The organism is Bradyrhizobium sp. S3.2.6, from assembly GCF_040546885.1.
In the GTDB taxonomy this organism is placed as follows: Bacteria; Pseudomonadota; Alphaproteobacteria; order Rhizobiales; family Xanthobacteraceae; genus Bradyrhizobium; species Bradyrhizobium cytisi.
The window spans coordinates 108,090-126,814 of record NZ_JBEPOS010000023.1; the positions used below are offsets into that span (position 1 = coordinate 108,090).

The 18,725-nt window shown below is 61.6% G+C and carries 18 protein-coding genes and 1 pseudogene; 15 read left to right on the top strand and 4 right to left on the bottom strand.

Annotation, left to right across the window (positions count from 1 at the left end; genetic code table 11):
* The first annotated feature begins 14 nt into the window (after nt 1-14).
* From ABID58_RS30515 to ABID58_RS30560, 10 genes are all read left to right on the top strand, one after another.
* Entirely contained in the window at nt 15-1,562 is a 1,548-nt protein-coding gene (locus ABID58_RS30515) for a class I adenylate-forming enzyme family protein (RefSeq protein WP_354036541.1), read from the top strand.
* Nucleotides 1,563-1,606: 44 nt separating this feature from the next.
* On the top strand, nt 1,607-2,344 hold the full coding sequence (locus ABID58_RS30520; RefSeq protein ID WP_148770574.1) for an SDR family oxidoreductase: 738 nt from the start codon (nt 1,607-1,609) through the stop codon (nt 2,342-2,344).
* A 12-nt stretch (nt 2,345-2,356) separates the two neighbouring features.
* A complete protein-coding gene (locus tag ABID58_RS30525) occupies nt 2,357-3,538 on the top strand; it encodes an acyl-CoA dehydrogenase family protein (RefSeq protein ID WP_354036542.1) in 1,182 nt (393 codons plus the stop codon).
* A gap of 23 nt (nt 3,539-3,561) precedes the next feature.
* Nucleotides 3,562-4,692: an acyl-CoA dehydrogenase family protein gene (locus ABID58_RS30530; RefSeq protein WP_354036544.1), complete on the top strand. Its 1,131-nt coding sequence runs from the start codon at nt 3,562-3,564 to the stop codon at nt 4,690-4,692.
* 15 nt (nt 4,693-4,707) lie between these two features.
* Nucleotides 4,708-5,898 (top strand): acetyl-CoA C-acyltransferase, encoded by a 1,191-nt coding sequence (locus tag ABID58_RS30535; RefSeq protein ID WP_354036545.1) that lies wholly within the window; start codon nt 4,708-4,710, stop codon nt 5,896-5,898.
* A gap of 22 nt (nt 5,899-5,920) precedes the next feature.
* Entirely contained in the window at nt 5,921-6,931 is a 1,011-nt protein-coding gene (locus ABID58_RS30540; RefSeq protein ID WP_354036547.1) for an NAD(P)H-dependent flavin oxidoreductase, read from the top strand.
* Between the two features lie 102 nt (nt 6,932-7,033).
* A complete protein-coding gene (locus tag ABID58_RS30545) occupies nt 7,034-8,194 on the top strand; it encodes an iron-containing alcohol dehydrogenase (RefSeq protein ID WP_354036549.1) in 1,161 nt (386 codons plus the stop codon).
* Nucleotides 8,195-8,266: 72 nt separating this feature from the next.
* A complete protein-coding gene (locus ABID58_RS30550; RefSeq protein ID WP_354036550.1) occupies nt 8,267-9,466 on the top strand; it encodes an ABC transporter substrate-binding protein in 1,200 nt (399 codons plus the stop codon).
* Between the two features lie 69 nt (nt 9,467-9,535).
* Entirely contained in the window at nt 9,536-10,345 is an 810-nt protein-coding gene (locus ABID58_RS30555; RefSeq protein ID WP_354036552.1) for a glutathione S-transferase family protein, read from the top strand.
* A 32-nt stretch (nt 10,346-10,377) separates the two neighbouring features.
* Nucleotides 10,378-11,079, top strand: a complete 702-nt coding sequence (locus ABID58_RS30560) for an SDR family NAD(P)-dependent oxidoreductase (RefSeq protein WP_354036554.1) — start codon at nt 10,378-10,380, stop codon at nt 11,077-11,079.
* Between the two features lie 134 nt (nt 11,080-11,213).
* Here the strand turns inward: ABID58_RS30560 and ABID58_RS30565 are convergent.
* Nucleotides 11,214-11,366: pseudogene (locus ABID58_RS30565) on the bottom strand (hypothetical protein); the annotation flags it as partial.
* 205 nt (nt 11,367-11,571) lie between these two features.
* On the bottom strand, nt 11,572-11,793 hold the full coding sequence (locus tag ABID58_RS30570; protein ID WP_354036557.1) for a hypothetical protein: 222 nt from the start codon (nt 11,791-11,793) through the stop codon (nt 11,572-11,574).
* A 259-nt stretch (nt 11,794-12,052) separates the two neighbouring features.
* On the opposite strand from ABID58_RS30570, the gene ABID58_RS30575 reads away from it, so the two are divergent.
* The 4 genes from ABID58_RS30575 to ABID58_RS30590 all read left to right on the top strand — a co-directional run bounded on the left by ABID58_RS30575 (nt 12,053) and on the right by ABID58_RS30590 (nt 14,819).
* Nucleotides 12,053-12,565: a Phasin protein gene (locus ABID58_RS30575; RefSeq protein ID WP_354036559.1), complete on the top strand. Its 513-nt coding sequence runs from the start codon at nt 12,053-12,055 to the stop codon at nt 12,563-12,565.
* Nucleotides 12,566-13,788: 1,223 nt separating this feature from the next.
* On the top strand, nt 13,789-13,989 hold the full coding sequence (locus ABID58_RS30580) for an ATP-dependent DNA ligase (RefSeq protein WP_354036574.1): 201 nt from the start codon (nt 13,789-13,791) through the stop codon (nt 13,987-13,989).
* Nucleotides 13,979-14,641, top strand: coding sequence for an ATP dependent DNA ligase (locus tag ABID58_RS30585; RefSeq protein WP_354036561.1), 663 nt, complete (start codon nt 13,979-13,981; stop codon nt 14,639-14,641). The genes ABID58_RS30580 and ABID58_RS30585 overlap by 11 nt, the downstream gene beginning before the upstream one ends.
* Before the next feature lie 25 nt (nt 14,642-14,666).
* The gene (locus ABID58_RS30590; RefSeq protein WP_354036562.1) at nt 14,667-14,819 is read left to right on the top strand and encodes a hypothetical protein; all 153 of its coding nucleotides are present in this window, start codon (nt 14,667-14,669) and stop codon (nt 14,817-14,819) included.
* Nucleotides 14,820-14,955: 136 nt separating this feature from the next.
* Here the strand turns inward: ABID58_RS30590 and ABID58_RS30595 are convergent, their stop codons facing one another.
* A complete protein-coding gene (locus tag ABID58_RS30595) occupies nt 14,956-15,291 on the bottom strand; it encodes a hypothetical protein (protein ID WP_354036563.1) in 336 nt (111 codons plus the stop codon).
* Between the two features lie 2,020 nt (nt 15,292-17,311).
* On the opposite strand from ABID58_RS30595, the gene ABID58_RS30605 reads away from it, so the two are divergent.
* Nucleotides 17,312-17,764 (top strand): hypothetical protein, encoded by a 453-nt coding sequence (locus ABID58_RS30605; protein ID WP_354036565.1) that lies wholly within the window; start codon nt 17,312-17,314, stop codon nt 17,762-17,764.
* A 667-nt stretch (nt 17,765-18,431) separates the two neighbouring features.
* Here ABID58_RS30605 and ABID58_RS30610 read toward each other — a convergent pair.
* Nucleotides 18,432-18,725, bottom strand: a 294-nt coding sequence (locus ABID58_RS30610) for a transposase domain-containing protein (RefSeq protein ID WP_354036566.1), incomplete at its 5' end; no start/stop codon positions are given.

An 18,725-nucleotide genomic window follows, 5' to 3' on the forward strand; every position in this document is an offset into this window, starting at 1 on the left:
AACGGGAGGTGTCATTGTCGAACTGGCAGCAGGCTGCGGCCGAAATCACGAACGCGTTGCCGCATCGCATCCATGAGGTGGTGGACCACTATGTTGACGCCACACCTGACCGAACGGCGCTGATCGAAGACAATGCCACTCTGACCTATCGCGAACTCGACCGGGCGGTTGGTGCCACGGCGGACGCGCTCCGCGCGCTCGGTATCCGCGCTGGCGATCGCATGATGATCGTCAGCGAGAACTCGATCGCGCTCGCCTGCCTCCTTTTCGCTGCAAGCCGTCTCGATGCTTGGACGATCGTGGCCAATCCGCGGCTGTCGCCGCGTGAGCTGGATCAGATTAGGGATCATAGCGGCGCCCGGCGCATGTTATTCACGGCCAAGGTTTCCGAAGAAGCGGCCGCGCACGCGATGCGTTACGACGCTCGGGTGCAGGACGTCGGGCCGCTCCGCGACATCGGCGTTTCTGCCCTGAACCAGGAGACGCAGGCCGAGCCGGTCGAGGCCGACGGCGCGCGGCAAGTGGCGGTCCTCATCTACACGTCCGGCACCACCGGAACGCCGAAGGGCGTCATGCTCACGCACCGGAACCTGCTGTTTTCGGCCAGGACCACGGCGACCTTGCGCAGCATGACGGCGGACGACGTGCAATATTGCGTATTGCCGATCTCACATATTGTCGGCATCTCGCTGCTGACCATGACGCTGATGGTCGGTGGCGTCACCCGGCTGGTTACCAAATATAATCCCGCTGCACTGGCCAAGGCGCTGGCCGAGGAAGGCATCACGCTCCTGAACGGCGTGCCCGCCACCTACCAGCGGCTGCTGGAATACAAGCAGATGGCGGGCTTACAGAGGCTGGAGCGCGGTGCGCTGCGGCTGATGAGCGTCGCCGGCGCCCCGCTCGACCTCGAACTCAAGGCGAGGGTCGAGAAGGAGCTCGGTCTTCCGCTCGGCAACGCCTTTGGCATCACCGAATGCTCGCCAGGCATTTCCGGTGTGCGGCCGGAGGCGCCGCGCAGCGACAATTCTGTCGGCACCCTCGTGCCGGGCATCGAGGCCAGGATCGTGGCACGGGACGGCGCTATCGTGACGAACGGAGACATCGGCGAGCTGCATGTCCGCGGACCGAACGTGATGCGCGGCTATTACCGCGCGCCCGACCTCACGGTGAAAGCGATCGACCCGGACGGGTGGTTCAACACGGGCGACCTCGCGCGCTTCGAGGGCGATGCGATGTTCATCGTTGGCCGCACCAAGGAGATGATCATCCGTTCTGGCTTCAACGTCTATCCCGCCGAGATCGAGGCGGTGCTCAGCACCCATCCCGACGTGGTGCAATGCGCCGTGGTCGGGCGGCCGGTCGTGGGCAACGAAGAGATCGTGGCCTTCGTCCAGCTTCTCAAAGGCTCGTCGGCCACCGCGCAGGACGTGATGGCGCATGTCGCGCCGGAGCTCACCTCCTACAAGCGGCCGTCAGAGATCATCCTTATGGACGCGCTGCCGGCCACTTCGACTGGCAAGCTCCTGAAGCACAAGCTGGCGGAATCGCTGCGCACCTGAAGCGCGCGAGATCGCCTCAATAACTCACAAGGCCGGAGACGACCATGCAGAAGAGAAACAGGACGGTTGCGGTGATCGGCGCCGGCGACTTCATCGGCGGCGAGATTGCGAAGAAGTTCGCCTCGGAAGGCTTCACGGTCTTCGCTGGTCGGCGCAACGGCGACAAGCTCGCGCCCCTGGTTGCGGACATCGAGGCCGCCGGCGGCGAGATCCACGCCCGCTCGCTCGATGCGCGCAAGGAGGAGGAGATCATCTCCTTCCTCAATGACGCCGACAAGCACGCGCCGCTTGAGGTCTGCATCTTTAACATCGGCGCCAACGTCAACTTCCCGATCCTGGAAACCACCGAGCGCGTGTTCCGCAAGGTCTGGGAGATGGCCTGCTACTCCGGATTTCTTGCCGGGCGCGAGGCAGCGCGGCTGATGCTGCCGCGCGGAGGCGGCAACATCTTCTTCACCGGCGCCACCGCATCCTTGCGCGGCGGTTCCGGCTATGCCGCCTTCGCCAGCGCCAAGTTCGGCCTGCGGGCCGTCGCGCAGGCGATGGCGCGCGAACTCGGACCGAAGAACATCCATGTCGCGCACCTCATCATCGACTCCGGCGTCGATACCGAATGGGTGAGGCAGCGCCGGCTCGAAGCGCTCGGCCCCGATGCGCTCGACAATCCGGACCTGTTGATGCCGCCCGCGTCGGTGGCCGCGTCCTATTGGCAGCTCTACCAGCAGCCCAAGAGCGCCTGGACGTTCGAGCTGGAAATCCGGCCCTTCGGCGAGAAGTGGTAGGGAGCAAGTCTCATGGAGCTCGCGCTCTCTCCTGAAGATGCGGCGTTTCGCGACGAGGTTCGAGCCTTCATCAAGGATAGTTATCCGGCGGAGATGCGCGTCCCCAATCCGGAGACTGATCTCTCCAAGGAGCAGATGCTGCTGTGGCATCGCATCCTGCACAAGAAGGGCTGGATCGCGCCGCTCTGGCCCAAGGAACATGGCGGGCCCGGCTGGTCGATCACCCGCCGTTTCCTGTTCGAGCAGGAGACCAGCCGTGCCGGCACGCTGCCGCCTCTGGCGTTCAGCGTCACCATGGTCGGCCCGGTGATCTACACCTTCGGCAATGAGGGGCAGAAAAAGAAGTTCCTGCCGCGCATCTTGTCGGGCGAGGACTGGTGGTGCCAAGGCTATTCCGAGCCGGGCTCGGGCTCGGATCTCGCCACCGTCCGCACCAAGGCGGTGCGCGACGGCGACCACTACATCGTGCACGGCCACAAGACCTGGACCACGCTGGCCCAGCATGCCGACTGGATCTTCTGCCTGGTCCGCACCGATCCGACGGCCAAGCCGCAATCCGGCATTTCGTTCCTCCTGATCGACATGAAGTCGCCGGGCGTCATCGTGCGCCCGATCATCACCATCGACGGCTCCCATGAGGTCAATGACGTCTTCCTTGAAAACGTCCGCGTTCCCGTCGAAAACCTGATCGGCGAGGAGAACAAGGGCTGGACCTACGCCAAGTTCCTGCTCGGCAACGAGCGCACCAGCATGGCCGGCATCGGCCGCTCGACGCGTTATATCGAGAAGCTGAAGAAGATCGTGAAAGCGGAGATTCCCGCAGACGATCCGGCGCATCTCGAGTTCATCAGAGACATCGCCCGCGTCGAGCTCGACGTGCTGGCGCTGGAGGCAACCGAGCTGCGCGTCGTTGCCCAAATGGCCCGCGGCATAGATCCGGGGCCCGCAGCCTCGCTGTTCAAGATCCGCGGCACTGAGATCTTCCAGAACATCACCGAATTGACTCATCGCGCGATCGGCAACTACGGCCTGGCGATCCGCGAGCATCCGGTCAGCGCCAACCATTTCATGCCGGGTCCGGACTACGGCCACACCGCGGCGGAGAAATATCTCAACGCGCGCAAGCTCTCCATCTACGGCGGATCGAACGAGATCCAGCGCAACATCATCGCCAAAGCAGTGCTCGGTCTCTAGCAATAGCGCCACAAGAGGATCGGATGGATATCCAGTTCACGGAAGAGCAGGAATTGTTGCGGTCCAGCGTCCAGCGCCTGTTGCGCGACAAGTATGATTTCGATGCGCGCCGCAAGATCGTCGCGAGCGAGGAAGGGTTCAGCCGAAAGCAATGGGCCGAATTCGCCGAACTCGGCTTGCTCGCTGCGCCGTTCTCGGAAGATGTCGGCGGGCTCGGGGGCGGGCCGCTGTCGACCATGATGATCATGCAGGAGTTCGGCCGCCATCTCGTCGTCGAGCCCTTTGTCGAGACGGTCGTGGTGGCCGGCAGCTTGATCGAGCAGGCAGGTTCCGACACGCAGAAGCAAGCCTACATCGCCGACATTATTGCGGGAGCGAAGCTCTGGGCGCTGGCTTGGACCGAGAAGGGCTCGCGCTTCGATCTCGCCACCGTGACCACGACGGCGCGCCGGGACGGCAACGAGTATGTTCTCACCGGCAAGAAGACCGCGGTGCTGGCCGCACCCTGGGCGGATTATCTCATCGTCTCCGCCCGTACCTCGGGCCATCATCATGATCGCGGCGGCGTCAGCCTGTTCGTGGTCGATCGCCGTGTCGCCAACCTCGATCTGCAGAGTTTTAAGACCATCGATGGCCGCAAGGCAGCCGAGGTTAGCCTTCGGAGCGTGCGCGGGGAGTTGCTGGGCAAGGAGGGCGAGGGCGTTGCCGCGCTGGAGGCCTGCCGCGACCGCGCGATCGGCGCGCTCTGTGCCGAGGCTGTCGGTGCGATCGGTGAGCTGAACGCGGCGACGCTGGACTATTCCAAGACGCGAAAGCAGTTCAGCGTCACGATCGGCAGCTTCCAGGTCCTGCAACACCGGATGGTCGACATGTTCATCGCGCATCAGGAGGCGCTGTCCCTGATGCAGCACCTCAGCCTCAGTCTTGGCAGGGATGAGGCCGGCGTCTCGCGGCTCGCCTCGGGCGCAAAGTCCAAGATCGGCTATGCCGCAAAATTCGTGGCCGATCAGGCCGTGCAGTTGCACGGCGGCATGGGTATGACCGACGAGCTCAATGTCGGTCATTACTTCAAGCGGATCTCTTCCATCAATATCCAGTTCGGCGATCCCGCCTACCACGTGTTGCGTTACTCGCAGCTCGACGCGGCCGCCTGAGACAGAGAGGCAAGCATGTCGTCACCCGAAGCAGTCATCGTCTCCACCGCACGCACCGGCGTCGGCAAGGCCTATCGCGGCGCGCTCAACAACACCGACGGACCGACGCTTGCCGGCCATGTCATGGCCGAGGCGGTGAAGCGCGCCGGCATCGCGCCCGGTGAGGTCGAAGATGTGGTCATGGGCTGCGCGATGCAGCAGGGGACCATGGTGATGAACGTTGCGCGCAAGGGCGCGATCCGCGCCGGGCTTCCGGTGACCGTTGCCGGCACGACGATCGACCGCCAATGCGCCTCCGGCCTGCAGGCGATCGCGGTGGCCGCGCGCTCGGTGATGCTCGACGGCGTCGAGATCGCGATCGGTGGCGGCATCGAGTCGATCAGCCTGGTGCAGAACGATCACATGAACAGATTCCATGCAGTCGACGACGAGCTGATGGCGATGAAGCCGGACATGTACATGTCGATGCTCGACACCGCCGAGGTCGTCGCCGAGCGTTACAAGATCGGCCGCGACCGCCAGGACGAATACAGCCTCGAATGTCAGCGCCGCATTGGTGCCGCGGTGCAGGCCGGACGTTTCAATGATGAGATCGTCCCGATCACGACCAGGATGGCCGTCGTCAACAAGGACACCAAGGAGGTCACCTACCAGCAGGTGACGCTGTCAAAGGATGAGGGCCCGCGCCCCGAGACCACGGCGGAAGCGCTCGCGAAGATCAAGCCGGTGTTCGAGGGCAAGACCATTACAGCGGGCAATGCCAGCCAGCTCTCCGACGGCGCATCGGCCTGCGTGATCATGAGCGACAAGATCGCCGCCAAGAAGGGCCTGAAGCCGCTCGGTATCTTCCGCGGCTTCGTCGCCGCCGGCGTCGAGCCGGACGAGATGGGCGTCGGCCCGGTCGCCGCGATTCCGCGGCTTCTCAAGCGTCACAATCTGAAGGTCGCCGACATCGATCTCTGGGAGCTCAACGAAGCCTATGCGGTGCAGGTGATCTATTGCCGCGATAAGCTCGGCATCAATCCGGACAGGCTCAATGTCAACGGCGGCTCGATCGCGATCGGCCATCCCTATGGCATGACCGGATCGCGACTGACCGGCCACCTCCTGATCGAGGGGCGGCGGCGCAAGGCGAAGTACGGCGTCGTGACCATGTGTATCGGCGGCGGCATGGGCGCAGCCGGCCTGTTCGAAATCATCCACTGATCGGGAAAAGCGGGAGATCATCGTGAAGACAGCGATCACTGAACTGTTCGGCATCCAGCACCCGATCATCCAGGGCGGCATGCACTATGTCGGCTTTGCCGAGATGGCGGCCGCGGTGTCCAACGCCGGAGGCCTCGGCATCATCACCGGCCTGACACAGCGGACGCCTGAGCTCTTGGCAAAGGAAATCGCGCGCTGCCGCGACATGACCGACAAGCCGATCGGCGTCAATCTCACCTTCCTGCCGAGCTTCACCGCGCCGCCCTATCCGGAATATATCGCGGCGATCCGCGAGGGCGGCGTCAAGGCGGTGGAGACCGCCGGCCGCAGCCCGGAGCAGTACATGCCGGCGCTGAAGGCCGCCGGCATCAAGGTGATCCACAAATGCACCTCGGTGCGGCATTCGCTAAAGGCCGAGAAGATCGGCTGCGACGCGGTCAGCGTGGACGGCTTCGAGTGCGGCGGCCATCCCGGCGAGGACGACATCCCTAACATGATCCTGCTGCCGCGCGCGGCCGACGAGCTCAAGATTCCGTTCGTGGCCTCCGGCGGCATGGCCGATGCGCGCAGCCTGGTCGCGGCGCTGTCGATGGGCGCTGCCGGCATGAACATGGGTACGCGCTTCATCGCCACCAAGGAGGCGCCGGTCCATCCCAATGTGAAGCAGGCGCTGCTTGACGCCACCGAGCTCGATACGCGCCTCGTGATGCGCGCGTTGCGCAACACCGAGCGGGTGCTGAAGAACAAGGGCGTCGACGAACTGCTCGAGATCGAGCGCGACAAGGGCGCCACGTTGAAGATCGACGACATCCATGAGCAGGTTGCGGGCGTCTATCCGAAGGTGATGATCGACGGCGAGATGGATGCCGGAGCCTGGAGCTGCGGCATGGTGGTCGGCTTGATCAACGACATTCCGACGGTGAAGGAGCTGATCGACCGCATCATGGCCGAGGCCGAGGCGATCATCCGCCAGCGGCTGACTGGATTCCTTGACGGGACGATCGAGCCTGCACGGACCCGCGCGGTCGCCTGACGAGGCGCGGCATACGAGCACGTCAAGACCGGGATAGCTGACGGCGTCACGAGGCTGACGCCGCAGCACCCTGAGAAAAAAAGAACACCAGGGAGGAAGAGCATGCCAGTCGCCGGTAGCCATCAATATCCCACCATGGAATCCGTGATTTACGGCAAGCCGTCGGCGGAGGCGCTGCGGGAGGAGGCCGAACGGCTGGGCGCCAAGCGCGTCTATCTGATCGCAAGCCGCACGCTCAACACCACCACCGACGAGATCGAGAAGATCAGGGCGGCGCTCGGTGACCGCCATGCCGCGACCTTCGATGGCGTGCCGCAGCACACCACCCGGGACGTGGTGACACAGATTGCGCGACAGGCCAAGGATGCTCAAGCCGATCTGGTCGTCGCGATCGGCGGCGGTTCGGTGGTCGATGCGGCCAAGATCGTGCTGATGTGCATGGAGCACGAGATCTTCGAACCGATGGGGTTCGACGGATTCGAGACCACGCCGGACCGCCGCTTCGGGGCATTTCGCGCGCCGAAGGTGCGGATGATCGCGATCCCCAGTACGCTCTCGGGCGGTGAGTACAATTCGGGCGCGCTGGTCACCGATACCAGCCGCAAGCTGAAGCAGATCTTCAATCATCCGATGATGATGCCGCGCAGCATCGTCCTCGATCCCGCGATCACGAAGTACACGCCCGAAAAACTGTGGCTGGGCTCCGGCACGCGGGCAATGGATCACGGCATCGAGGCGATCTGCTCGAGCCGTCCTAATGTGCTCACCGATGCCGTGTGCCAACAGGGGCTGCGTTATCTGCACGATGGGCTCCTGCGCACCAAGGACAACCCAAACGACGAAGCGGCACGGCTGAGCTGCCAATTGGGGTCGTGGATGTCGGCCTTCGGGTTGCAGGCGCGGGTGCCGATGGGCGCGAGCCATGCCATCGGCCATGTCCTCGGCGGGACCTGTGACGTGCCGCATTATTTCTGCACGGCCGTGATGATGCCGAGCGTGCTGCGATACAACCTGCCGGCCAGGGAGGTCGCTCAAAAATCGGTCGCAGCCGCACTCGGTGCGCCGGGGCGCGATGCCGGCGAGGCTTTTGCAGCGTTCATCGCGGAGCTCGGCCTGCCGCGCAGGCTTGCAGACGTCGGTGTGGCCGAGGACCGTTTTGAGCTGATCGGCAGGAACGCAATGCTGTCGATCTTCACGCGGGCGAACCCCCAGCCGATCCGTGAGCCCGGCGACATCGTCAAGATACTCAAACTGGCCGCCTGAAGCGGCCACTCAATCTCCGTCGCGCCCTGCTGCATGCAGGGCGCGCGCAAAACAACAATGGAGGAACGCGCGATGTCCTGGGGCACACGACTGGCCTGCGCACTCGTGATTGCGATGTACACACCTTGCTGGGCGGGTGACGCGCCGGGCGTCACGCCGACGAAGATCAAGATCGGTGGTATTTTCCCGCTGAGCGGACCAGCTTCTTCGATCGGCCAGGTCGGGCAGGGCGTGCAGGCCTATGTGCAATCGATCAACGATCGCGGCGGCATCCACGGGCGCAAGGTCGACTATGTCATGATGGACGATGCGTACAGCCCGCCCAAGGCGTTCGAGCATGTGCGAAAGCTGGTGGAGAGCGACGAGATCGCCTTCATGTTCAGCCAGCTCGGCACGGCGGGTAACTCCGCCGTGGCGAAATATCTTGCCGCAAAACATGTGCCGACGATCGCGATCGTCACGGGAGCGAGCAAGTTCACCAGCGTCAAGGACTATCCGCTGACGACCACCGGCCTCGTCAGCTATGACACCGAAGGCAAGATCTACGCAAAATATCTGATGCGTGCGCTGCCCGCGGCGAAATACGCAATCCTCTACCAGAATGATGATCTCGGCCGCGACTACGTCAACGCTTTCAAGGCCGTCCTGGGCGTCGATTTCGACAAGCGCGTGGTCACCGCCAGTTACGAGGTGACGGAACCGACCGTGGACTCGCAAGTGGTCTCGCTGAAGAGCTCGGGCGCGCAAGCGCTGCTTGTCGCCGGCACGCCGAAGTTTGCGGCGCAGGCGATCCGTCGTGCGGCGGAGACTGGATGGAAGGCGACGATCCTAATCAACTTCCCTTCGTCCTCGGTAGCTGGCACGCTGAGACCGGCTGGCCTGGAAAACTCCATCGGTGTCATCGTCGGGACCCCGAACAAGGATCCGAATGACCAGAAATGGACCGACGACGAGGCGATCAAAGCCTATCGCACCTTCTTCGATCGATACCTGGCCGGCTCCGATATCACCAACACCAGCTATCTGACCGGGTACCAGCAGGGCTTGGTACTGGAGCAGATCCTCAAGCAATGCGGCGACGATCTTTCGCGCGACAACGTTATCAAGCAGGCGAAATCGCTGAAGGACATTGCGCTGCCGACCGCGCTGCCCGGCATCCGCATCAACACCAGCGAAAGCAATAACATGATATGGACGCAGTTGCAGCTCCAACGATGGACCGGCACACGCTGGGAGCAGTTCGGTGAAATTCTCGACGCAAGCTCGGAGTAGGGCATCCGGCTCTGATGCTCGCAGTCTCAGCGTTGTCCTGTGGGTACAAAGATTCACCGGGAGCAAGCCATGATGGCTGACTTGCGCATATTCTCGTACCTGCCCAACCCGCGCGTCTGGAAGGCGACCATCGCCGCCCGGTTCTGCAGCGTGGACGTCGAGGTCAGGGGCGCGTCCGGCAAGGAGTTGCGGGACTGGCTGTGGGATTATGACGCGCGCCCCCTCGCGCAGGGCGAACGGGAATCCCTTTCGTTCTTTGCACGAACCGGGCGGGTCGGGTTGACCGGCGCGCAACTCTTCAAGACGGACGCTTTTCTGGAAGCACAGCCGTTCGGCAACGTGCCCGCCGCGTTCGGGCTTGACGGAAGGACCGGAATATTCGAGTCGAACAGCATCATGCGCGCGGTAGCGCGGCTGGGCGAGACGAGGTTTCCGCTTTACGGGCGTGACGCCTATGAAGCATCCAGGATCGACAGCTTTCTGGATGTCAGCCTGGTCTTCGCGCGGGATTCGCAGATCTATCTCCTTGCGCTGTCGGCTGGCACCATCGATGCGACCATTCACGCGCGCGCGAAGGAGGCATTCGCGATTTATGCTTCGGGGCTCGAGCAGGCGCTGTCGCCACGGCGCGATACGCTGGTGGGAGACGGCATCACGCTGGCCGACATCTGCTTTGCAGCCGAGCTTGCGCTGTTCATGAACGAGCACGCACGGACCGAGCAGTTGAGCGCGCGCGGGCTGGAGAGGGTTCTGCACGCCGGAATCCGGGGCGAGTACTCGCGCGTGTTCGCCCACTTTGATCGGCTGGTCGACCACACGAATTTCAGGCCGGACCTCAAACCGTACGTTGAAAAGTTGCTGTCAAAAGCGGCCGACTGAGGCTGCCAGCTCGAGCGAGGAGGATTAATCGCATGACCGCACCTGTCTGCCTTATTTCCGGCGTCGGACCCGGCACGGGGTCGGCACTCGCCAGGAGATTTACTGAGGGCGGCTATCGCGTCGCCCTGCTCGCCAGGAGCGAGGCGCGTCTAGCCGCACTCGAGACGGAACTGTCGGGCGCGAGGGCATATCGCTGCGATGTGTCGGATCCCGCGCAGATCGAAGCGGTGGCGTCCACCGTGGAGCGCGAGCTCGGCCATCCCGGCGTCGTCGTCCACAACGCCGTCGGCGGGGCGTTCGGCACCTTCCGCGAGATCGATCCGCAAGTTCTTAACCGTAACTTCCAGGTCAACGCAATGGGGTTGTTGTACCTCGCGAGGCGGTTTGCTCCGGCGATGGTCGACTCCGGCAAGGGCGCGATCGTTGCCACCGGCAATACCTCGGCATTGCGGGGCAAACCAGGTTTTGCCGGTTTCGCGCCGACCAAGGCGGCACAGCGGATTCTCGCCGAGTCGATCGCGCGCGATCTGGGTCCGAAGGGCGTGCACGTCGCCTACGTCGTCGTCGACGCTGTGATCGACCTGGAGTGGACGAGGAAGCGCTGGCCCGACCGGCTAGACGACTTCTTCATCAAGCCCGCGGCGATCGCCGATGAGATCTGGCATGTCGCACACCAGCATCGCAGCGCGTGGTCGTTCAATGTCGAACTGCGGCCTTTTGGCGAGAGCTGGTAGCCGGCAAAGACAACGTCGAACAAGACCCCTGGCCATAATAGCCAGCATCGAGTGTTGGGCGCTTCTGTAGAGATTCGCCGAATGAGCGGTTATGGAACGACCGCTCTTGCGGCTAAGCGCTTGTTGCAATCTCACTAGTCGTCGAGATGGGTACAATTGGCTCTGGCATGTTGCGGGAAATCCAGCAGAGCTTTCAAAGGCAGAGCGTGCTTCACGATCGGAGATTTCAGCACGATATAACTGAAGTACTTTTCGATCCCGATGTTGCGTTCGAGCAGGTTTTCCATCCGCTCCTATGTTCGACCGGCAGTTCGGCGGGTTTGGCGCCTTTCAATATCCTGTCAACGTGGCCTGCGGCGCGTCGGTAAAGGTCGGAAAGGCTCGGCCCGTAGCAGATCAGACCGGCGACCTCGGCAAACTCCCGCGTTGGGTACACCGCCGGCATTCGTCGTTCCCTTGCATGTGGGCGCAGTCAGGCGATCGGCAGAGCGGTCATTCTGCCGCTCGCAGACCCTGTTCTGTGGGCTCGTAGCGAAACCCGAGCTTCACCAGCCAGCCACCTTCAACCATCTTCATCGCCAATGCCGTCGAGCATGCCGGCCGGCTGCCGCCGAGGTGATAGACCGCGTCGCCGCGCTCGATCAAAAAGCCGTAGACGCGCGCCTGCCTTAGCGGCTTGAGCATGCTGGGAATGATAACAATGGAGCTGGTCACGGTTTGCCAAGCGCCGGCACTGTCGATCGTTCCAGAGAAGCGAGCCAGTACTCGTTACTTTCCGTCTCCTCGAAGCCTTAATCGATCGACGCCGACCGGAAAGCGAAGGGCGCGTCGCTGCGACCACCAGTAGGCTCAGCGGCCCCCAAAGCAGCCAAGCACCGAGAAGAGCGTGCGACTGAGGTGGCCTTCGGAACGAAGCACGGCACAACATGTTGACGTCTCGCCGAGGGGCGACCAACCATCCTTGGAGTGCCAGATGAGCAAGCGTAAACCAGCGACGTCAAAGCATATCCGCGGCCCGAAATCAGCCGCGAAGGCCCAACTGGCTGCTCAAGCTGTTGTCAGAAGCCCGAAAGCGAATTCTTCGCCTTCCATTGCCGCAGACTCGAACGAACCGCCCGCCAAGCGTCCTCAGGTTTCCCAAGAAGATGCCCTCGTTGAGCATGCGCCGCCTTTTGTTGGGCACCCGGAGACAGCCTTCCAGGTGACGGAGAACAGTTCAAAGAGAGAGATCGATTTTCTGTCGTCGGCCAGCGCGAACATGCGGGCTTATCAAGCGATGCTACTGGAAATGGCACAAGCCAACATGCAGCTTGCGATCGAGTATGCCCAAAGGCTGGCAACGATTAGGTCGCCCTTTGAACTTCCCGGCCTGGTTGCAGAGTTCACTAGCATGCGGATCGCAATGTTCCGGAAGCATTCGGCAGAGATGGTCAAAATTGGTACCAATCGAGCGGAGATATCGACGTCCGCATCAACAGCGCGTTGAGCAACGGCATCGGCGACGTCTGAGGTGGCGTCTCTGGACCAACCCTCGATCGCGTAGAAGGCGACGATTCGAACGGGATAGGGTGTTACCGCCGGAGAGGATGAGACGGATCACGGTCTCGAGGTTGGCTGGGGGCTGGGGCAGATAGACCGGGGCCGCTCCGCCAGCATCGGCGGCGATGCAAGGCGTGTTGTCAATCAGCGGGCGGTGCAGGGGGGTTCCATGTGTGCCTGCGCGTTGGGGCCTTAAGACGAGGGCCGCAGCGATTGCGCTCGTTGAGGCCCTTGCACGGTCAAAATAAGCCGGGAAAAATGAACAAGCGGCGTGCTAGCTATAGCGTGCCGCGCTGATCGTGCGGAACGTCGCGGCGCCCGGCCGCAGGAGCCGTCACAAGCGAGCGGCGCCTGCGGCCGATGTTGTGGCATCATTCGCCGACGTTGACGCTGCCGCGACGTCATCGCCCGGCCAACTGCGAATAGTCTTGATGGACCGCGGCAGACGCTTCACGACCTCACAGGATCGTGGACCTAGTTGTGAGTGAAGCGCGGACAACAGAAAGCCGCAGGCATTGTCGCTCTGCGGCACCGGGCTCAAAATCGCTAGGTTCTGAAACTGCCGCCGCAGCCCCGGTCCTTGAACAGTGATCGTAGTTGCGATGCGTGTGGAGTCAAAAATCTGTTCCGAGACGAGGAACACGGCGAGTGTTGCTGAACTGAGACAAAATGAGCGATCGAAAAACAGCAGTCATCGGACTGAAGCGGACCATTAGGCGAGGTGCGCGCGACGGTCGCGACTTAAAAGAACGGAACGCACGGTGGCGCAAGGTGTGCTCCATGCTGTGCGGCCTAGCCGGCCTCGATGACGCGCAGTTTCGCAATTTGCAAGAGGCTGAGTACTTCCTGTTGTCGAGCAGGTAGCGCGACCGGCAGCGGCTGATGACGCATCGCCGGCGGCTGCGAACGTGACAGGAATAAGGCGCGAAGAATCCGCGCCGGCCGTTCTCTAAAATACAACCTCCAAAGGCGCTGAGGTTGTAGGAGACGCCGGGGTATATTCGCGGATGGAACACATCTCAGGCTTCCGCAGTTGGAGACTCGTTGAAGAAGGAAGGTAGACTGCCCGTCGTTGGCCCCCTGACGGCGGGTTATTTTTGTGAGTTGCGTATGCGGCGTACCCGACCGGCGATGCCGGGCTTCATTAAGCCTCAGCTCGCCACCCTCAAGATGAAAGCCCCGTCGGGCGGGGACTGGATTCACGAAATCAAATACGACGGCTACCGTATCCAGCTTCACCTCGACGGCGACACCCACAAGGCCTTCACCCGCAACGGGCACGATTGGATAAAGCGGTTTCTCCGTCATCGCCGGCGCCTTCGACCTTCCATGCCAGGCCATCATCGACGGAGAGGTGGTCGTGGTCCATGAGGGGCGAACTAACTTCTCCGAACTCCAGGCCGAACTCGCAGGAGGCCGTCAGGATCGTTTGCAGTATTACGCCTTCGATCTCCTGTGGCTGGATGGTCAGGACCTTCGGAAGACCTCCCAGCTTGCGCGGAAAGAGCTGCTGAAAGATCTATTCGGGACCCACGGCGTCGAACCACTGGCTCTCTACAGCGAGCACGCCGAAGGCGACGGGCACGAACTGTTCGAGGCCGCAGCACGATTGAATTTTGAAGGCATCATCTCCAAGCGTGTTGACGCTCCGTACCGATCGGAGCGGACTGAAGCTTGGTGGAAGGTGAAGACCGTCCGGCGCGAGAAATTCCCCGTGGTTGGCTTCGTCAAAGATCCGACCGGAGTCGCCACCCTCTACCTCGGCAAAAAGGAAGGCAAAGAGCTGCGCTACATTGGCAAGGTCGGGACCGGCTGGAGCCGAACCACGTCGGCCCAAATCCGCAAGGCACTGGATACGGTCGTCAGCCCAAAGCAGAAGCTCACCAAATCGATTAAGAAGCCCATGGCTACATGGGTTGAGCCCAAGTTCTCTGCTGAGGTTGAATATCGCGACATAACGTCCGAGGGGCTGCTACGAGGCAGCTCCTTCAAGGGGCTCTCGAAGGGAACCGGCGGTCGATAGGAGCGTTTCTCCGGTGGAGGACGCTATGACTACCGAAACCCAAGATAAAGCCGCTGAATGCGCAAGAGAGGCTCGTAAACAGGCTGCGTTATTGGCTCCGGGTAGGGTTCGCGATGCACTCATCGAAAAAGCCAGACAATATGAGGCCGAAATCCCCGACGAGGTAAGGCCTCATTGACGAGCGCGAGGCCTTGGAAGTATCCGGCATCCGCCGGAGCGCTCCAGCGAGAGTGAGTGGGCCGCGACCAGACATCTGGACGATCTCTTCTAGGTCATAGTCGAAGTCAATTTTGGACAAAGGTTGCCTCCGACAATTATCGACGGTGCATGCACGCCTGCACATACTCTCTGATGGCGGGATCAATGTTGCTCCTAGTAAGACCCATCGCGCGGGCCTCGTCTTTGCACCTTTCCAATTTTGCTTCGAACGCTGGATTGTTCGCGGCCGCGCACTGACGGCGCTGCGGACCGGGGGGATATTGCTTGCAATTTTGCGCATGAGCAGTTGAGCTGCCGAGAACCAGTGAGACGGCAATCAGCGTTCGGAGCAGCACCATGTCATTTCTCCTCGCCGGTTTTCCACCAGGCAGAGGCTCCAACAACGGCAGCGCGCGCGCAAACGCGTTCAGTTGCTCGGCCTCGTTCTCCAACCATATTCCTGATGCGGAATCGTTGCGGTGATATCGACGTCTTTGTCGGCAGACTGGCGCCACGCTGCGACCCCGAGACATACGGTCAACGTCAAAGCCGTCGCCAACAGCAGTACGGATAAGAACTGGCTCACGCGCACCCCCGATAGGATCGCGGCGCGACAGCCGCGCATAGCAAGGCGATTCGGAAAATGCAGGCGCGCTGACCTAAGGAACGTTTTCCCCAGGTTGAAATTCGTTGGCCCAACTCCCGCGTGGCCTTTGACCCGCCGCGACTACGTGAGCCGGTTGAGGCGGTGACAGCAAAAGGCCCGCCGGTTCAGTGGCGGGCCTAGCACTCCCGGCGCTCTGATCCGAAATTGGATCGGCGGCCGAAAGCATTGGGGCTGGAAGGCGAGCCGTGCCATGTTCCGCCGTTAATGACAATGGGTGGAACAGCGGACTCCGGTAGTTGTCCGGAGTCCATTTTCGGAACGGGGTGTTCTACTGTGAGAACACCGGCGAGATTTGAGTACTGATAAATTTCTAGTTGCCCGGGATGGCCGCAGTGGGGCTGGAACCGCGCTGCGGCTTTTCCCGTTAACGCCTGGATCGCCGCGCCCGCTCAGTCTGATGCCGTGACGCTGGCGCCGCTCTATTTGTTGCTGTGTGATGGGCAAGATCGGGCTGATCATCATAATTGCGGCTATCGCCGCCTACGCGGCAGACCGGCGCTGGAATGATAGTCGCTACACCGACAGCACAGCCGCCGTATTATGACATGCACAACGTGCGTTAGGTTGGTAGGGCCGCTTCAGTTAGCGGCCTCGCGGTAAGCACTCATTCGGCCATAGCGACCGTGGGACCCGACGGTTCGCGCCCGGCGGTTGCGAACGTGACGGGAATGAGGCGAGGGGTCTCTCGTCTCCGCGCCGGCTGGCTCTCTAGGGACATATTTGGCGCCCAGCACGTGCAGCGGAAAGTCCCCTCGAGTGCATGGTGAGCGTTGATGCCGAAAGATGGAAAATTCGCCGCATCAGTTGGGACAGCGCTGCTGTTGTCTTGCTGCTCGATTGGCGGTTGTGCGACTTCGACTGTCGGGTCGGCAGCTATGGACGCTCATGCTGAAGCACCGGTGAAAACAACCGGTCATTCCGCAATAGGAGAAGTACCGCCCCAGCGCGAGACGCCTAGCATGACAGCCGACGAACGGCTGACGCTTCGGAATGAACTGATCGCCGCGCGCGACCGTCAGGCGTCAAAAGCCAAGAGCCAGACTTCGCCCCCTCAACCATGAAAGCCACTGCAAGCCCACGCTGTTCCGATCCAGTAACGTTTTCGGGCTGAGCAAAATTGACCATATGTTCGGAACCGGACATGGCAGACTTCCATCATCACCGCGCGGTCCTTGGCTTTTATCGGTGATGAGAACGCCTCCTTGCGCTCCCGCCTCCTTCCTCTGGAAAGGAGCAGCGCCCCATGCGACGCCGTTTCGCACAAACCACCTCCCTTGAAGAACGCCTTGCAGAACAAGCCAGACGGCTGCGCGAGGAAGCCGAACTGCTTCCTCATGGGCCTGTACGCGAGGCCGCCATCCGTAGGGCTCGCCAGGCTGAGACCGGCTCGCACATGAGCGAGTGGCTGAGATCCCCCGGGCTAAAGCCGCCCGAGTAGCCACCCGTAAAACTCCCAATAGACCTTGGCACAAACTGCACATGCCAAGGAAAAAAGTCCCAGCTACGCTAGGCGATGCGTGAAGAATGGGGCTTCCGGATTTTCGTTTGCGTGGCCGGGTCGATACCCGTCCTCGTGGTCGCAATCTTGTTGTTCAAGCTGTAAGGCCGCCTCAGTTGGCCGTCATATCCGCGCCATGGCGCAGGAAATTCAGACGGTGATTGCCGGGCGGGCAACCTAGGGTGCCTTTCGGAGCGGCCTGATTTTGGTTGCAGAGGCGGCGCGGGTGGCCAATCGGCGGGCTGCAATCCCAGGATAAGATCCAAGGAATTAGAGGCCATCCCACTCATGCGAACGTTAGCCAAGCATGGCAGAGTCATTCGGTGACGCTTTTACCCTGGTTGAGGTGACCGCAGACATTTCGTTTGCGGGAGAACCAACGCAGCAGCTTTGGATCGCATTAGCTAAACCCAGTCAGGCAGTTGCACTCGTTCGCGCAGCTGTGCCAGAGGGCTGGGGTGCACGGCTCCTGGCAACGATAGATCCGCTGAATGAAGATGCCCGGAAAGCATTTGAAGAACTCAAGCTTGAGCCGGGCGCCGTGCACAAATTGCCATCGATCGTCAATGTCGCCAGCTATCGACCCAGAGTTCTGAGGACCTCGATGCTGCCTGCGAGCCACGGCTTCGAGTGCTTGGCCAACGCCAGGGGCGCCATTGGCACGCCCTGTAAAATAGCGAGGTATTCGACGATACTACCTCTCGGTCTTCTGAATGGGCTTGCCGTCCTTGGCTTCGCGCGAAATACCACCCCGGCTTAGATCGTCAGAAGTCCAACCCCGCGACTCCGAGTTATTTGTGTCGGAAGCGACGATCCTCGTTTCGACATTGTTGCATTTGGGGCATTCGAATAATCGGTGTTCGAAGCCAATGGGTCCTGTCGAAACACGCTCCAGCAACATCTTGGTTTGACATCGGGCGCAACGGGGACGTTCAAAGCGGGATAGCGGTTGCTGATCGGACATATAGCTCACCGTATTTGGCGGGAGCACTACCGAACTCTCAGTCACCGATAGAGACCAAAGGCGGGCGGTGATCTTTACAATGTGGAGCGCCGTCGTCTGACAAACTAGGCCATTCCCAGATTCAATTCAGGCCACAAGGCTGAAAACAGCTGAACGTATGACCAATATTGCTCATATCGAATAGGCGAGCCAAAACGAAAATCGGCCCAGCGCCGAACGCGCGTTCGACAACGAGCCGTTCCGGGTGGATGGCGCTGCTAGTATCACGCCACAGACCGCTACCCCAATCTTCTAAGGGAAGTATCGTTCCTATGATTGGGCGAAGTTGTCCGGAGCGCGACCACCCATTGGGTAACGAAAGTTATTGGAACGGGAGGCGGGTCCCTAGTCTTTTCAAGGCATGAAGCGATATTTTTTCAATGTTCACAACGTGGAGCCCAGTGGTAAGCGCTTAGCCGCAACCCTATTGAGGCTGGCTTGACGTTTTGCGGAATCGCCACGGCATGAGGTCTTCGATACGGCTATGGGGATGGCCGTCGATGATCGTCTCGAGTGTTTCGGCGATGTAGGCGGCCGGGTTGACGTCGTTGAGCTTACAGGTCGCCACGATGGAGGCGAGCAAGGCCCAGTTTTCGGCTCCGACCTCATGACCGGCGAAGAGCGCATTTTTTCTAGTCAGGCAGACTGGCCGGATGGCGTTCTCGACCGGGTTCGTGTCGAGCTCGAGGCGCCCGTCTTCGAGGAAGCGGGTCAGCCC

Excerpts from the sequence above, each read along its gene's own strand:
- ABID58_RS30525 (WP_354036542.1), top strand. The coding sequence starts at position 2,357 with ATGGAGCTCGCGCTCTCTCCTGAAGATGCGGCGTTTCGCGACGAGGTT.
- ABID58_RS30590 (WP_354036562.1), top strand. The coding sequence starts at position 14,667 with ATGACTACCGAAACCCAAGATAAAGCCGCTGAATGCGCAAGAGAGGCT.
- ABID58_RS30520 (WP_148770574.1), top strand. The coding sequence starts at position 1,607 with ATGCAGAAGAGAAACAGGACGGTTGCGGTGATCGGCGCCGGCGACTTC.
- ABID58_RS30555 (WP_354036552.1), top strand. The coding sequence starts at position 9,536 with ATGATGGCTGACTTGCGCATATTCTCGTACCTGCCCAACCCGCGCGTC.
- ABID58_RS30550 (WP_354036550.1), top strand. The coding sequence starts at position 8,267 with ATGTCCTGGGGCACACGACTGGCCTGCGCACTCGTGATTGCGATGTAC.
- ABID58_RS30575 (WP_354036559.1), top strand. The coding sequence starts at position 12,053 with ATGAGCAAGCGTAAACCAGCGACGTCAAAGCATATCCGCGGCCCGAAA.
- ABID58_RS30535 (WP_354036545.1), top strand. The coding sequence starts at position 4,708 with ATGTCGTCACCCGAAGCAGTCATCGTCTCCACCGCACGCACCGGCGTC.
- ABID58_RS30545 (WP_354036549.1), top strand. The coding sequence starts at position 7,034 with ATGCCAGTCGCCGGTAGCCATCAATATCCCACCATGGAATCCGTGATT.
- ABID58_RS30560 (WP_354036554.1), top strand. The coding sequence starts at position 10,378 with ATGACCGCACCTGTCTGCCTTATTTCCGGCGTCGGACCCGGCACGGGG.
- ABID58_RS30605 (WP_354036565.1), top strand. The coding sequence starts at position 17,312 with ATGGCAGAGTCATTCGGTGACGCTTTTACCCTGGTTGAGGTGACCGCA.
- ABID58_RS30530 (WP_354036544.1), top strand. The coding sequence starts at position 3,562 with ATGGATATCCAGTTCACGGAAGAGCAGGAATTGTTGCGGTCCAGCGTC.
- ABID58_RS30580 (WP_354036574.1), top strand. The coding sequence starts at position 13,789 with ATGAAAGCCCCGTCGGGCGGGGACTGGATTCACGAAATCAAATACGAC.